This window comes from uncultured Sulfitobacter sp. (genome assembly GCF_964021855.1).
In the GTDB taxonomy this organism is placed as follows: Bacteria; Pseudomonadota; Alphaproteobacteria; order Rhodobacterales; family Rhodobacteraceae; genus Sulfitobacter.
This window is the reverse complement of sequence record NZ_CAXHZD010000005.1, coordinates 108,403-121,406: the sequence shown is the minus strand read 5'-3', so window position 1 is coordinate 121,406 and position 13,004 is coordinate 108,403. Positions and strand designations below refer to the sequence as shown.

13 protein-coding genes are annotated in these 13,004 nt (G+C 57.9%); 9 read left to right on the top strand and 4 right to left on the bottom strand.

All coding sequences use genetic code 11. From position 1 onward, the window contains the following. Positions 1-2 precede the first annotated feature (2 nt). The 8 genes from AADJ11_RS16595 to AADJ11_RS16560 all read left to right on the top strand — a co-directional run bounded on the left by AADJ11_RS16595 (position 3) and on the right by AADJ11_RS16560 (position 7,889). Entirely contained in the window at positions 3-1,076 is a 1,074-nt protein-coding gene (locus tag AADJ11_RS16595; protein ID WP_027238718.1) for a branched-chain amino acid ABC transporter permease, read from the top strand. 11 nt (positions 1,077-1,087) lie between these two features. Next, positions 1,088-1,900 carry an ABC transporter ATP-binding protein gene (locus AADJ11_RS16590; protein ID WP_027238719.1) on the top strand — a complete coding sequence of 271 codons (813 nt, stop codon included), beginning with the start codon at positions 1,088-1,090 and terminating at the stop codon, positions 1,898-1,900. Between the two features lie 33 nt (positions 1,901-1,933). After that, positions 1,934-3,172: an ABC transporter substrate-binding protein gene (locus AADJ11_RS16585; protein ID WP_341235583.1), complete on the top strand. Its 1,239-nt coding sequence runs from the start codon at positions 1,934-1,936 to the stop codon at positions 3,170-3,172. 92 nt (positions 3,173-3,264) lie between these two features. Continuing rightward, positions 3,265-4,515, top strand: a complete 1,251-nt coding sequence (locus tag AADJ11_RS16580) for an ABC transporter substrate-binding protein (RefSeq protein ID WP_341235582.1) — start codon at positions 3,265-3,267, stop codon at positions 4,513-4,515. A gap of 78 nt (positions 4,516-4,593) precedes the next feature. Continuing rightward, a complete protein-coding gene (locus AADJ11_RS16575; protein ID WP_319828966.1) occupies positions 4,594-5,370 on the top strand; it encodes an enoyl-CoA hydratase-related protein in 777 nt (258 codons plus the stop codon). Between the two features lie 11 nt (positions 5,371-5,381). Then, on the top strand, positions 5,382-6,164 hold the full coding sequence (locus AADJ11_RS16570; RefSeq protein WP_319828967.1) for an enoyl-CoA hydratase/isomerase family protein: 783 nt from the start codon (positions 5,382-5,384) through the stop codon (positions 6,162-6,164). Positions 6,165-6,204: 40 nt separating this feature from the next. Beyond that, on the top strand, positions 6,205-6,963 hold the full coding sequence (locus AADJ11_RS16565) for an electron transfer flavoprotein subunit beta/FixA family protein (RefSeq protein ID WP_319828968.1): 759 nt from the start codon (positions 6,205-6,207) through the stop codon (positions 6,961-6,963). Further along, complete coding sequence (locus AADJ11_RS16560; protein ID WP_111368636.1) at positions 6,963-7,889, top strand: electron transfer flavoprotein subunit alpha/FixB family protein; 927 nt, start codon at positions 6,963-6,965, stop codon at positions 7,887-7,889. The genes AADJ11_RS16565 and AADJ11_RS16560 overlap by 1 nt, the downstream gene beginning before the upstream one ends. Positions 7,890-8,001: 112 nt before the next feature. Here the strand turns inward: AADJ11_RS16560 and AADJ11_RS16555 are convergent, their stop codons facing one another. Both AADJ11_RS16555 and AADJ11_RS16550 read right to left on the bottom strand, forming a co-directional pair. After that, positions 8,002-9,177: an acetyl-CoA C-acyltransferase family protein gene (locus AADJ11_RS16555; protein ID WP_027238726.1), complete on the bottom strand. Its 1,176-nt coding sequence runs from the start codon at positions 9,175-9,177 to the stop codon at positions 8,002-8,004. Between the two features lie 27 nt (positions 9,178-9,204). Beyond that, positions 9,205-9,363 (bottom strand): hypothetical protein, encoded by a 159-nt coding sequence (locus AADJ11_RS16550; protein WP_161631283.1) that lies wholly within the window; start codon positions 9,361-9,363, stop codon positions 9,205-9,207. 61 nt (positions 9,364-9,424) lie between these two features. Between AADJ11_RS16550 and AADJ11_RS16545 the strand changes: the two genes are divergently transcribed. Continuing rightward, positions 9,425-10,582 carry an acyl-CoA dehydrogenase family protein gene (locus AADJ11_RS16545; RefSeq protein WP_027238727.1) on the top strand — a complete coding sequence of 386 codons (1,158 nt, stop codon included), beginning with the start codon at positions 9,425-9,427 and terminating at the stop codon, positions 10,580-10,582. Between the two features lie 21 nt (positions 10,583-10,603). Here the strand turns inward: AADJ11_RS16545 and AADJ11_RS16540 are convergent, their stop codons facing one another. Together AADJ11_RS16540 and AADJ11_RS16535 are read right to left on the bottom strand one after the other, a co-directional pair. Further along, positions 10,604-11,770, bottom strand: a complete 1,167-nt coding sequence (locus AADJ11_RS16540; protein WP_101657236.1) for a CoA transferase — start codon at positions 11,768-11,770, stop codon at positions 10,604-10,606. Then, positions 11,767-12,933: a CaiB/BaiF CoA-transferase family protein gene (locus AADJ11_RS16535; protein ID WP_027238729.1), complete on the bottom strand. Its 1,167-nt coding sequence runs from the start codon at positions 12,931-12,933 to the stop codon at positions 11,767-11,769. Before AADJ11_RS16535 ends, AADJ11_RS16540 begins: the two co-directional genes overlap by 4 nt. Between the last annotated feature and the right edge of the window lie 71 nt (positions 12,934-13,004).

The following is a 13,004-nucleotide window of genomic DNA, read 5'->3' as shown; positions in this document are numbered from 1 at the left end:
GGATGTTTTATAGACTTTCCGGCGTCCATCACGCCAACTATGTATCCGATAGTCGTATCTTCAAGGTACCTGCTGACCGGAACCTGGCTGTATTCATCTTCCTGATTGGACTTGCCGCGCCATTCATCATACCGTCGCTCTACCTGAACAGTTACATGCTTCCGTGGCTGATCTGGACGGCCGCCGCCCTTGGACTTAACCTGGTGACAGGTTGGGCTGGCCAACTTCACTTGGGCTATGCTGCGGTCATGGCCGTCGGGGCGTATTCGGCGATCCACGCGGCGCGTTTCGGCGTGCCATGGGAATTCGCCCTGATCATTGGCGGGTTGACGTCATCTGTGATCGGCAGCCTGTTCGCCTTTGCCGCATTGCGGGTCAAGGGTCTCTATCTCGCACTCACGACTCTTGCGATGCAATTCGTGATGGACTGGGTTCTGACCCACTCGCCGGCGATTTCAGGGGGCTCGCACGCATCGCTCCAGTCACCAACTTTGGCGTTTCTTGGGCAGGATATTACCTCTGATACCGGTTTTTACTATGTCGCCTTCGGATGGTGTGTGTTGGTGACGATCTTCATGCTGAATCTCAAACGCACTGGGCTTGGTCGTGCCCTGGTCGCGGTACGCGAAAAAGACTTTGCTGCCGCGATCCTGGGTGTGAACAGTTTCTATTACAAGATCCTAGCCTTCGCGACTTCGTCTTTCATCGCGGGCGTCAGTGGTGCTTTGCTTGTCGCCACCTTCTTCTTTCTTGCCGCGCCGGAGCAGTTTTCGGTCACCGTATCTATCCAGGTTCTTGCGATGGTGATCGTTGGCGGCCTCGGCAGCGTAATCGGATCCTATTTCGGTGTTGCTCTGATCCTTCTTGTCCCCGGTTTGGTGAACGGTCTCGTCGTCACGGTGAGCGAGGGGCTTGGTATGCAGATCAATGTTGAAACGCTCGCTCACATCCCGAATGCGGTCTATGGCGCACTGATCGTCATTATCCTTCTGATCGAACCGCTCGGTTTGGGAAAACTCTACGGCAACATCAGAGACTATCTGATGGTCTGGCCCTTCGATCAGTTCAAGAAATAAGGGAAATGCCGATGCAAGAAAAAGTTGAAGCCGAGCACATTCTGTCCATGAACAGTGTCGAGGTGCTGTACGACAATGTAATGCTGGCGATCAAAGGTGTTTCGGTCAAGGTGCCAAAAGGCGAGATGATCGCGCTCTTGGGCTCGAACGGCGCGGGCAAAAGCACCACGTTGAAAGCGATCAGCGGTCTTCTGAAGGCAGAGCGCGGACGCATCAGCCGAGGTGAAATAACCTTCCAGGGAACAGAAATAACCGAAGTGCTCGCGCAAAACCGCGTCGGGATGGGTATCTGTCACGTCATCGAAGGGCGGCGGGTCTTTGAACACCTGACCCCCGACGAGAACCTGACCGCTGCTGCGCCGCGCGGAATGTCCCGATCGGCGCTGAATGCGGAAAAAGAAAAGATTTACGACTATTTCCCACGACTTGCCGAACGCCGCAATTCGCAAGCAGGCTATTTGTCTGGTGGCGAGCAACAGATGCTGGCCATCGGCAGGGCGCTGGTGACGCAGCCGAAACTGTTGATGCTCGACGAACCAAGTCTCGGCCTTGCCCCGTTCCTGGTCGAGGAAATCTTCGGCATCCTGCAAAAGATCAATCAGGAGGAGGGCGTATCCGTCCTGCTGGTGGAGCAGAACGCGCTGGCCGCTCTGGAGATTGTTTCGCAAGGGTATCTGATTGAGAACGGCCGCGTTGTCATGCACGGCACGGCCGAGGCGCTCAAATCCAACTCCGACATTCAGGAATTTTATCTGGGCGGCGGAGAAGAAACCGATTTCCACAACGTCAAGCACTACAGCCGACGCAAACGTTGGCTGAGCTGAGGTACTATTCAGAAATTGTTCAGGGAGGATCAAATGAAGGAACTTACCAAAGCGTTGGCCGTGTTTTCAATGGTTGGCGGAGCGATGTTCGGCACCCAGGCGCTGGCTGAGCCATTCAAGATTGGCGTCTGCTACGACCTCAGCAAAGCCTATACCTTTGCCACGCCGCAGGTTGCCCAGGCGGCACAAGATCTCGCCAAGCTGGTCAATATGAAGGGCGGTATCGGAGGAGAACCGGTCGAGGTTATCGTGCGCGATCATGGGAACGAACCGCAGCGCGGGATCGAGTGTTACTCCAAGCTCAGCCGCGAGGGTGTGTTCGTCTTCGATACACTGTCCACCCCGGTGTCTCTGGCCATCCTGCCACGGGCTATGGAAGATGGGCGCATTCTGATGCAATCGCTTGTCGGCCGCGGCGATGCCGTGGATGGCACGGTCTTTGACTGGGTCTATCCGATCGGGCCTACCTATTGGGGGCAGGCCGCCAACGACGTCGCCTACATCAAGCAATTGCACGACGGCGACTTGTCGGACGTGAAGGTGGGGTTTGTTTACTTCGATTATCCCTTCGGACAGGAGCCAATCGAGATTCTGGAAACCTTGTCCGAGAAAGAGGGTTTCGAGCTTGAGCTTTACCCCGTTCCGCTGCCCGGCAGCGACCAGGCCGGAGTATGGTCCAAGGTGCGCCGCGACAAGCCCGATCATGTGATCGTCTGGATGCTGGGCGGTGCCCATGTGGTCGCATCGAAAGAGATGCAGCGCAATCGCATCCCGATGGAAAAATACATTTCGGTCAACTGGCTGAACGAGGTCGATATTGCCAATATCGGCACTGATGCGGCCAAGGGCATCAAGCGCGGTACCAATGTCGTGGGCGGTCAGGATGTCGCCCTGTTCAAGGAGATCATGACCGAGCTTTATGACAACGGACAGGGCTCGGGCCCGATTGAGAAGACGCAGGACGTTTTCTATAATACGGGGCTGGCCATGTATTCGATCATGTTCGAAGCCGCGCGCAACGCGGTCGAACTCGAAGGGCTGCCGATCACTCCGACATCCTACAAGGCGGGACTTGAGTCGTTGAAGGGTTATGACGCCAACGGGTTGATGGCCCCCATTACGGTAACGGCCGAAGACCATGGCGGCGGTGGCCAGACGCGCATCGAAATGTGGGACGGAGAGGCTTGGGTGCCGCAAACCGAATGGATTTCTGAATACGGCGATGTCGTTTGGGACGTGGTTAAGGAAAGTTCCGCAAAATACGAGCAGTGACAGACTGATAGCAGGAAGGGTGGCGCTGTACAGGGCGGCGGCGCTCACAAAACAGTTTAGCCGCCCTAAACTCAACCAACGGGAGAGAGAATATGAAAATCAAACAGCACATCAAGGCGGTGGCCCTTACTGCCGCATTGGCAACAAGCGCGACGGTGGCTGCGGCGCAGGACAAGGAGCCGATCCGCTTCGGACTCTGCTTCGACCTCAGTAAATCGTACACGTTCATTTCACCGCAGGTGGCCCAGGCAGCCCAGGACCTGGCGATGTACACCAACGAAAACGGTGGAATCGAAGGCCATCCGGTTGAAATCATCATTCGCGACCATGGCAACGAACCGCAACGTGGCGTGGAATGCTATGAGCAGCTCAAGCGTGACGGTGTTTTCCTTTTCAACTTTCTTTCCACGCCCGTCACGAACGCGGTCCTGCCGCGGGCCATGAAGGACGGAAACGTTCTGATGCAGTCCTTCGTTGGCCGCGGCGACGCGGTTGACGGCGACGTGTTCGAATGGGTTTTCCCGGTCGGTCCGACGTACTGGCAGCAGGCGGCAAATGATGTTGCCTTCATCAAAGGCCAGATGGGCGGTGATCTGAGCAAAGCAAAGATCGGGTTCATCTATCTGGACTATCCCTTCGGTCAGGAACCGATCGAGATCCTGAAAACACTTTCTGAAAGGGAAGGGTTTGAGCTGGAGCTTTATCCTGTGCCGCTCCCCGGGTCGGATCAAGCCGGCGCATGGAGCAATATCCGCCGTGATAAGCCAGATTACGTGATCAGCTGGCTGCTTGCTGGCGGACACGTGGTCGCCTCCAAGGAAATGCGCCGCAATCGGTTCCCGATCGACCGTTACCTGTCGGTCAACTGGCTGAACGAAGTCGACATCGCCAATATCGGTGCCGAAGAGGCGAAAGGCATCCTGCGCGGGACCAACGTGGCCGGTGGCCAGGAAGTTCCGATCGTCAAGACGATGCTGGACACCTACTATGCCAATGGCAAGGGCAGCGGTCCCGAGAGCCTTGTTCGCGACGTGTACTACAACACCGGCATGGCCATCTACTCGGTCGGCTTTGAAGCTGCACGTATCGCGATTACCGAAAACGGTTGGCCGATCACACCGGAAAGCATGAAGGCTGCCTATGAATCGATCGAGAACTTCGATGGCGACGGCGTCATGGCCCCGGTGACCGTAACCGGTGAAGACCACGGCGGCGGCGGCAAGACCCGAGTCGAACAGTGGAATGGCGAAACCTGGGTTCCGCTGACCGACTGGAGCGCCGACTATCTCGACGTTGTGTGGGAAGTCATCAAGCACAGTTCCAAGTCGTTCTCTGTCGAATAAGCAGGAACTTCCCCGCGGCAAACATGTCGCGGGGAAGCTTCGCATCAGAATTTCCCCAGTTAAAACGAAGCAGGTATCATGAGCCCTATTGATGTGAAAATCGAAGACGGCATTGCAACCGTCTGTATCAACCGGCCCGAACGCAAGAATGCGCTTTCCGTGGCCGCGACGAACGGGCTGACGGATGCCTGGGAAAAGATTGAGGCGGATGACAGCGTTCGTGTGGCCATTCTGACTTCGGCCGATTGCGGTGTTTTCAGCGCCGGGCTGGACCTCAAGGAAGCCACGCAAATCGCGCGCGACGAAGGCGTCGATATCCTGTCAAAGATGCGCGATCCATTTCACGAGACCATGCGCGCCTGCAAGAAGCCGATCATCGCGGCGATGACGGGGTCGCTGATGGCGGGCGGCATGATGCTGACGCTGAATTGCGATCTGCGGGTCGGTCTCAAGGGGACCAAGGTTGGCATTACCGAGGTAAAGATCGGTCGTGGATCGCCTTGGGCGTCGCCGGCGCTGTCCATGCTGCCGCAGCCCATCCTTATGGAAATCGTTCTGACCGGCGATTTGATGCCGATCGAGCGTCTGCACGAATACGGGTTCACCAACTATATCGAGGACACCCCCGATGCCGTTCGCGCACGGGCATTCGACCTTGCCAAACGCATAGCCAGCGGGGCCCCGCTTTCGGTGATCGCTGCCAAGGGCGGCGTTCGCGCGACCATGGACCTGGGCTGTGCGGGTGGCCTCGAAGAGGGTAAGCGCCTGCACGAGGTTGTATACGCCAGCAACGACGCGATTGAGGGCCCCAGGGCATTCGCCGAAAAACGCGCACCGGTCTGGACTGGAACCTGATGGAGACTGGAATGACTGAACTTATTCGTCTGGACAGGGATGGCCATGTCGGAATATTGCGTTTTCTTCAGCCAACTAAACGCAACCCTTACAGCATTGCATTCGTAGAGGAATTAGTGACACTCCTGCGCGAAGCCGAACGGGACGATACGATCCGTGCCGTTGTCATGACCGGTGGCGATCATTTCAGCAGCGGCGGCGATCTCGTTGGATTTCAGGCTGAAATCGCGAAAGGCGCAAGGGCGACATCGGAAATGGTCGACCGGGTTCACGATGGCGGACGCGCGGCCTATCTGTTTCGCAAGCCTCTGATTTCTGCTGTATGCGGAGTAGCATTTGGTGCCGGCCTCAGCCTGGCCCTGTCGGCGGATATCGTCGTAGCGGCCGAAGATGCCCGGCTGTGCGAGGTTTTTGCCCGCATCGGCGGCTGTCCCGACACCGGCTCGAGCTGGCTGCTTCAGCAACGTGCCGGCGCGGGCGTGGCGCGGATGCTTGTTCTCACAGGTCGTGAAATAGACGGGCGCACCGCCAAGGAACTGCGCGTCGTGGAAGAATGCGTACCCGCCGACCAGGTCGAGCAACGCGCTCTGGAAATTGCCCGCGAGATCGCACCACACCCGATGTTCGGTGTCCAGACAACCAAGCGCGTGATGCGCGCCACGGCGGAGTGCAGCTATCTGGAGGCTCTGGACATCGAACGCGATTCCCAAAGCGTTCTGCTGTGCGCGCATGATTTTCCAGAGGCCATGAAAGCGTTCTCAGAGAAAAGAAACCCCGAATTCAATGACCGATAGGTCGGTGGAAACCATATCGAAGAACCAAAGGAGAACGTAGATGAAGGTGCTTGTGCCTGTCAAACGCGTGATCGACTACAACGTGAAGGTCCGCGTCAAGGCGGACGGAAGCGGTGTCGATCTCGCCAATGTCAAAATGTCGATGAACCCGTTCGACGAAATCGCGGTCGAAGAGGCGATCCGCCTGAAAGAGGCCGGCAAGGTCGAAGAAGTCGTCGTCGTGTCGATCGGCGTCAAGCAGGCGCAGGAAACCCTGCGCACCGCTTTGGCCATGGGCGCCGACCGTGCCATTCTGGTTAACGCCGCTGATGACGTCCACACCGACATCGAACCGCTGGCCGTCGCCAAGATCCTCAAGGCCGTCATCGCCGAGGAGAACCCCGGTCTGGTGATCGCGGGCAAACAGGCCATCGACAACGACATGAACGCCACCGGCCAGATGCTGTCGGCGCTGTTGGGGTGGTCGCAAGGCACCTTCGCCTCGGAACTGGACATCGACGGCGACAAGGCCGTGGTGACCCGCGAGGTCGACGGCGGTTTGCAGACCATCAAGGTCAACATGCCTGCAATCGTCACCGTGGACCTGCGCCTGAACGAACCGCGTTACGCTTCGCTGCCCAACATCATGAAGGCCAAGAAGAAGCCGCTGGACGAAAAAACCGCCGCCGATTACGGCGTCGACACTTCGCCGCGTCTTGAAGTGGTCAAAACGACCGAGCCGGCAACACGTGCCGCCGGCATCATCGTCGGCTCGGTTGACGAGCTGGTTTCGAAACTCAAAGAAGCGGGGGCTGTGTAATGGCTGTTCTTCTACTCGCCGAAGTCAACAATGGTGAACTGGCGCTGGACGCCACCGCCAAAGCCGTCACCGCCGCCCGGGCACTGGGCGACGTGACCGTTCTGGCCGCGGGTGCTTCCGCCGCCGCAGCTGGCGAAGCCGCCGCCAAGATCGACGGTGTCGCCAAGGTGTTGGTCGCTGAAGATGCGTCGCTGGGTCACCGCATGGCGGAACCCACCGCCGCGCTGATCGTGTCGCTGGCCGGTGACTATTCGCACATCGTGGCACCCGCCACGACCGACGCCAAGAACGTCATGCCGCGCGTTGCTGCGCTGCTGGACGTGATGGTGATTTCGGACGCCTCTGGCGTTGTCGATGCAGACACGTTCGAACGCCCTATCTATGCCGGCAACGCCGTGCAAACCGTCAAATCTTTGGATACGACCAAGGTCATCACCTTCCGCACCTCGACCTTTGATGCCGCTGGCGAAGGCGGCTCGGCCGCAGTCGAAACCATCGGTGCTGCCGACAACCCCGGCCTGTCCGAATGGGTCGAAGACAAGGTTGCCGCATCGGACCGCCCCGAGCTGACCTCGGCCGGCGTGGTCGTGTCCGGTGGCCGTGGCGTCGGATCTGAAGAGGATTTTGCCCTGATCGAGAAGCTGGCTGACAAGCTGGGCGCCGCCGTTGGGGCTTCGCGCGCTGCTGTCGACTCGGGCTACGCCCCGAACGACTGGCAGGTGGGTCAAACCGGCAAGGTTGTTGCCCCCGAACTGTATGTCGCCGTTGGCATCTCGGGCGCCATCCAACACCTGGCTGGCATGAAGGACTCGAAGATCATCGTCGCGATCAACAAGGACGAAGAAGCACCGATTTTCCAGGTTGCTGACTTCGGCCTGGTCGCCGACCTGTTCGAGGCCGTCCCGGCCCTGACTGACGCACTGTAAATTGCGTCACATCAAATGCGAGAAGGCCCGCCATCCGGCGGGCCTTTTTGTATGCTCATCTTGTTACTAATTGAAAGGGAACCGCTTTTTTGAGGTGCCCATAGACTCTAATTCATATGGCTTCTATGGCTAGGGCAATCCCCTGCCCACCACCGATACACATGGTAATCAGCGCGCGTTTTGCGCCGGTACGCTCCAGCTCGTAGAGCGCTTTGACAAAGATTATGGCCCCCGACGCCCCGATAGGATGTCCGAGAGCAATTGCGCCGCCGTTGGGGTTCACCTTGTTGCCATCCAGACCAAGAGTTTTACTCACGGCCAAAGCCTGAGCCGCGAAGGCTTCGTTTGACTCGATGACGTCGAAATCAGAAATTGTCAGGCCTGTACGTTTCAAAAGTCCTTCGACAGCCGGAATTGGCCCGATTCCCATGATGTCCGGGCGTACTCCTGCAACATGATATCCAAGCAGGCGTGCGCGCGGTTTCAACCCTGCATCTGATGCAGCATCTGCCGTGGCCAGCACAACTGCGGCGGCCCCATCATTGAGACCCGAAGCATTCCCCGCCGTCACGGTGCCATCCTTCTGGAAGGCCGGACGCAGTTTGCCGAGCATTTCAACTGTGCTCGCCTTGGGGTGTTCATCGGTGTCAAAAGAAGCAGTGTTGCGTTTGACCTTGACCTCGACGGGAACGATCTGGGATTTGAAATACCCCTCTTTGAGCGCGTTCAGAGCGCGCTCCTGGCTTTGAAGGGCAAACGCATCCTGAGCTTCGCGCGTGATGTCGTATTCGGCGGCGACGTTTTCCGCTGTTACGCCCATATGCCCGGTGCCAAACGGACAGTTCAACGCGCCGAGCATCATGTCAGTTGCACCCGTGTCACCCATTTTCTGCCCCCAGCGAATGGCTGGCACGATATAGGGCGAGCGGCTCATGCTTTCGCTGCCACCGGCAAGAGCCATTGTTGCATCACCCAGCATCAGCGACTGCGCCGCTGACACAATAGCCTGTAGCCCAGAACCGCAGAGCCGATTGACGTTCATTGCGGGCGCCTTTTCTGGCACGCCAGCGGCAATAGACGCCGCGCGGCTAAGATACATGTCGCGCGGCTCTGTGTTAATAACATGGCCAAAAACAACGTTTCCAACCTGCTTGCCTTCGACACCTGAACGCGCAAGCGCCTCTTTCGCCACTATGCTACCCAGTTCGATCGGAGACGTGCCCGAAAGAGAGCCGCCAAAGGTTCCGATGGCTGTTCGCACACCATCCAATACTACGATATCTTTCATTTTCACTCCGGTTCTTCATTTTTTGCGTCACGCAGGCCGTGTACTGCCCAGTGTCAGCCCGTTACCCTGACCTGCGCGTTCGGTGCCTTGGTGGAACTTGCCTGGGAGTAGGAAGTTGATACCGCGCCAGTTCAGGAAAGCCGTCTCGAGCAAAATAACGCGGCGTTTGCCTTGAGACTGGGCCATTGCCGAAAAAATAACAGATGTTAGATTTATGGCAATACCAACCTTAGGAATGGATTCCAAAATGTCTCTGATTACGAATAGTTCGGCCTGGGCCGCAGATGAACATAAGATGTTCGCGGATAGCACACGCAAGCTTTTCGATGCCGAAATGGCTCCAAACATCGAAAAATGGGCGGAGCAGGGCATTGTTGACCGCGACTTCTGGAAAACAGTCGGTCAACAGGGTGTCATGGGTGGCTCGATTGCCGAAGAATATGGCGGGTTCGGTGGCGGCATCGGGTTCGATGCGATTACCGTTTACGAGCAAGGGCGCACCGGTGACACGGGTTGGGGCTATGGCATCCAGTCCATCGTAATCCATTATATCAACGCCTATGGCAGCGAAGAACAGAAGAAAAAGTGGTTGCCGAAGCTGGTCAGCGGCGACAGTGTCGCGGCGATCGCGATGACCGAGCCAGGAACGGGCTCTGACCTCCAGAACGTCCAGACCCATGCGGAAAAGGATGGCAACCATTACAAGATCAACGGCTCGAAGATCTTCATCACCAACGGACATACAGCCGATCTGGTTGTCGTCGTGGCAAAGACCGACCGTAACGCTGGCGCCAAGGGCGTTTCGCTGATCGTTCTGGAAACCGAGGACGCCGAAGGCTTTCGTAGGGGACGGAACCTGAAGAAGTTGGGCATGAAGGGATCGGATACGGCTGAGTTGTTCTTCGAGGATGTGCGCGTGCCTACGGCGAACCTGCTTGGCCCGGAAGAAGGGCAAGGTTTCTACCAGTTGATGAAGCAGCTCCCTTGGGAACGGCTGATGATTGGCGTTACCGCGCTAGGCTTCATTGACTTTGCCATCGATGAAACTGTGAAATATGTACAGGACCGCAAGGCATTTGGTAACCGCATCATGGATTTCCAGAACACACGCTTCAAATTGGCGGAATGCAAGACCAAGGCCGAATTGCTGCGCACCTTCGTCAATGACGGGCTCGTGCGCCTCGAAAAGGGCGAACTTGATGCGGCCACGGCCTCGATGGCGAAATGGTGGGGCAGCCAGACGCAAAACGAGGTCATGCATGAATGCCTGCAACTGCACGGCGGTTATGGTTTCATGATGGAATACCCGATCGCGCGCCTTTATGCCGACAGCCGGGTCCAGATGATCTATGGCGGCACCAACGAGATCATGAAGGAACTGATCGCACGTTCGATGGATGTTTGATCCGTTCGGTGCCGGGGGGGGTTATTCTTCTCCCGGCCCGAGGATATCTTCGCTGTGCTCCCCCAGTCGAGGGGCAGGGCGGTGATCATGCCGCGCCGGCGTTGCCGAGAATCGTATCGGCGGGCGTGTCGTCCAGATCGCACCTTCGGTTGGGTGATCAATCTGTTGAAAGAACCCGGTCGCGGCAAGATGGGGATCGTTCGGCAAATCCGACAGGTTGCGCACCGGCATGGCGGGTATGTCGGCATTCTCCATCAGGGCAAGCCAGTCATCTGTTGTCCGAGTTAGGGCAATCTGCGCCACCATATCGTATACAGCGCCGATGTTGCGGCTACGGGTGTCCATGTCAGTGACCCAGACGTGGTCGATCATGTCATCGCGCCCGACCGCCTTGAAGAACCGCGCCCATTGTACGTTGGTGTAGGGCAGAATTGTGATATATCCATCTGCCGTCTTAACCGGACGCCTATGCGGAACCAGCATCCGGGCATAGCCGAAATCCTGCGGGGTCTCTTCGAAGGTGGCACCATCCAGATGTTCGGCCAGCAGGAAGGCGGCCAGCGTCTCAAACATCGGCACCTCGACATGCTGGGCTTCTCCCGTACGCTCGCGGTGGAACAGGGCTCCCATCACGGCATAGGCGGCCGTCACGCCGCCAAGCTTGTCGGCTAGAATCGTAGGGGCATATGCGGGCGGCGCTTCGGGATCGCGCAATGTTGCCAGGCTAGCTAACCCGGAAACCGACTGGACGGCATCGTCGAACGCGGGTCGGGCGGCATAGGGTCCGTCCTGCCCGAATCCAGTGGCAGATACCGTGATCAGGTTCGGATTTTCCTGGCGTAGGGTTTCGGGATCGAGAGACAATCTGGCTAGCGCCGCAGGCCGTATGCTTGAAATCATCACGTCGGCATCGATAAGCAGCTTGCGCAATCGATCCCGACCGGTCTGCGTCTTCAGATCGAGTACGACACTGCGCTTGTTACGGTTGGTACCCAGAAAAGCGGCGCCCATCAGTTTGTTGCGTGATGGCTGGACCTGGCGAAGAAGATCGCCCTCTGGGCCTTCCACCTTGATCACATCGGCCCCCAGATCGCCCAGCATTTGCGTCGCCAAAGGTCCGAAAACGACCGAAGTCAGATCCACGATCTTCACGCCTTGAAGGATCGCGGGTTTTTTCTCAGCGGTCATTTAGTTGCCCAACCTTTTTTTGAACGAGGGTAGAACTCGGCGCGAAGGGCTTTGCCTTCCGCATCGAAGGCCGGGCAGGGGCCCAGTGTCGTTTCGCCGACGCTGCGCCGGATCGGGGGTGTCGGGACCTTGATCTCGCCGGAGGGTGTGCCAATCACGGACCGGTCAAGCTGAGGGTGATCGGACAGGGTCGCCACGTCGTTCACGGCCCCGGAGGCAATGCCCGCAGCGTCAAGCCGCTTCAGCATCTCGGCGCGGTCATGAGAGGAGAACACGGCCTTGATGAGCGCTTCGAGCGCGGGCTTGTTTTCAATTCGCGCCGTGTTGTCGTGAAACCGGGGGTCGGTTGCCAGAGGCGCGTCGCCCAGTATGTGTTCACAGAACCGTTGCCATTCGCCGCTGTGCTGCACGGTAATGACGACAAGCTGACCGTCCTTGCACGCATAGGCCCCGTACGGGCAGATGACCGTGTGGTTCAGTCCGACACGGGGTGTCGGCTTGCCAAGGTAATCGTGATATAGCAGCGGAACCGACATCCAGTCGGCCATCACGTCAAACATTGCCACCGAAACACCGCTGCCCTTGCCGGTGCGATCACGCCCGACAAGTGCTTCGCAAATTCCGGCATGGGCTGTCATACCGGTGGCAATATCGCAGACGGAAACGCCAACCCGCCCCGGTCCGTCCGCCGTGCCGGTCACCGATGCCAGACCGCTTTCGCATTGCACCAGAAGATCATAGGCCTTGGCATTGCGCATCGGACCGTCCTCACCGTATCCGGTGATGTCGCAGGTCACGAGACGCGGGAACCTCTCTCGCAGCGTGGCGGAATCGAGCCCAAGCTTGACCAGCGCGCCCGGCAGCAGGTTTTGAATAAACACATCCGCGTTTTCCAGCATCCTGAGCAGGATTTCCCGGTCCTCGCCGGCTTTAATATCCAGGGCGACCGATTCTTTCCCTCGGTTCAGCCATGTGAAATAGGCGCTTTCACCATTGGCGGCGGTATCGTAGGCGCGGGCGAAATCGCCTGTGCCCTTGCGTTCGATCTTGATCACGCGCGCGCCGGCATCGGCCAGTCGCGAGGAGCAAAAAGGCGCGGCGACTGCCTGTTCCAGCGCAACTATGAGTTTGCCAGAAAGGGGGGCTAAATCTGAACCTGACATGAGTTTCCCGAAAATGTTCCAAAGAGGTTGACTAAATCTAACATTTGTTAGATTTATTATCAATACGCTTA

Excerpts from the sequence above, each read along its gene's own strand:
- AADJ11_RS16570 (WP_319828967.1), top strand. The coding sequence starts at position 5,382 with ATGACTGAACTTATTCGTCTGGACAGGGATGGCCATGTCGGAATATTG.
- AADJ11_RS16545 (WP_027238727.1), top strand. The coding sequence starts at position 9,425 with ATGTCTCTGATTACGAATAGTTCGGCCTGGGCCGCAGATGAACATAAG.
- AADJ11_RS16540 (WP_101657236.1), bottom strand. The coding sequence starts at position 11,770 with ATGACCGCTGAGAAAAAACCCGCGATCCTTCAAGGCGTGAAGATCGTG.
- AADJ11_RS16550 (WP_161631283.1), bottom strand. The coding sequence starts at position 9,363 with ATGGCCCAGTCTCAAGGCAAACGCCGCGTTATTTTGCTCGAGACGGCT.
- AADJ11_RS16585 (WP_341235583.1), top strand. The coding sequence starts at position 1,934 with ATGAAGGAACTTACCAAAGCGTTGGCCGTGTTTTCAATGGTTGGCGGA.
- AADJ11_RS16595 (WP_027238718.1), top strand. The coding sequence starts at position 3 with ATGTTTTATAGACTTTCCGGCGTCCATCACGCCAACTATGTATCCGAT.
- AADJ11_RS16555 (WP_027238726.1), bottom strand. The coding sequence starts at position 9,177 with ATGAAAGATATCGTAGTATTGGATGGTGTGCGAACAGCCATCGGAACC.
- AADJ11_RS16560 (WP_111368636.1), top strand. The coding sequence starts at position 6,963 with ATGGCTGTTCTTCTACTCGCCGAAGTCAACAATGGTGAACTGGCGCTG.
- AADJ11_RS16575 (WP_319828966.1), top strand. The coding sequence starts at position 4,594 with ATGAGCCCTATTGATGTGAAAATCGAAGACGGCATTGCAACCGTCTGT.
- AADJ11_RS16535 (WP_027238729.1), bottom strand. The coding sequence starts at position 12,933 with ATGTCAGGTTCAGATTTAGCCCCCCTTTCTGGCAAACTCATAGTTGCG.
- AADJ11_RS16565 (WP_319828968.1), top strand. The coding sequence starts at position 6,205 with ATGAAGGTGCTTGTGCCTGTCAAACGCGTGATCGACTACAACGTGAAG.
- AADJ11_RS16580 (WP_341235582.1), top strand. The coding sequence starts at position 3,265 with ATGAAAATCAAACAGCACATCAAGGCGGTGGCCCTTACTGCCGCATTG.
- AADJ11_RS16590 (WP_027238719.1), top strand. The coding sequence starts at position 1,088 with ATGCAAGAAAAAGTTGAAGCCGAGCACATTCTGTCCATGAACAGTGTC.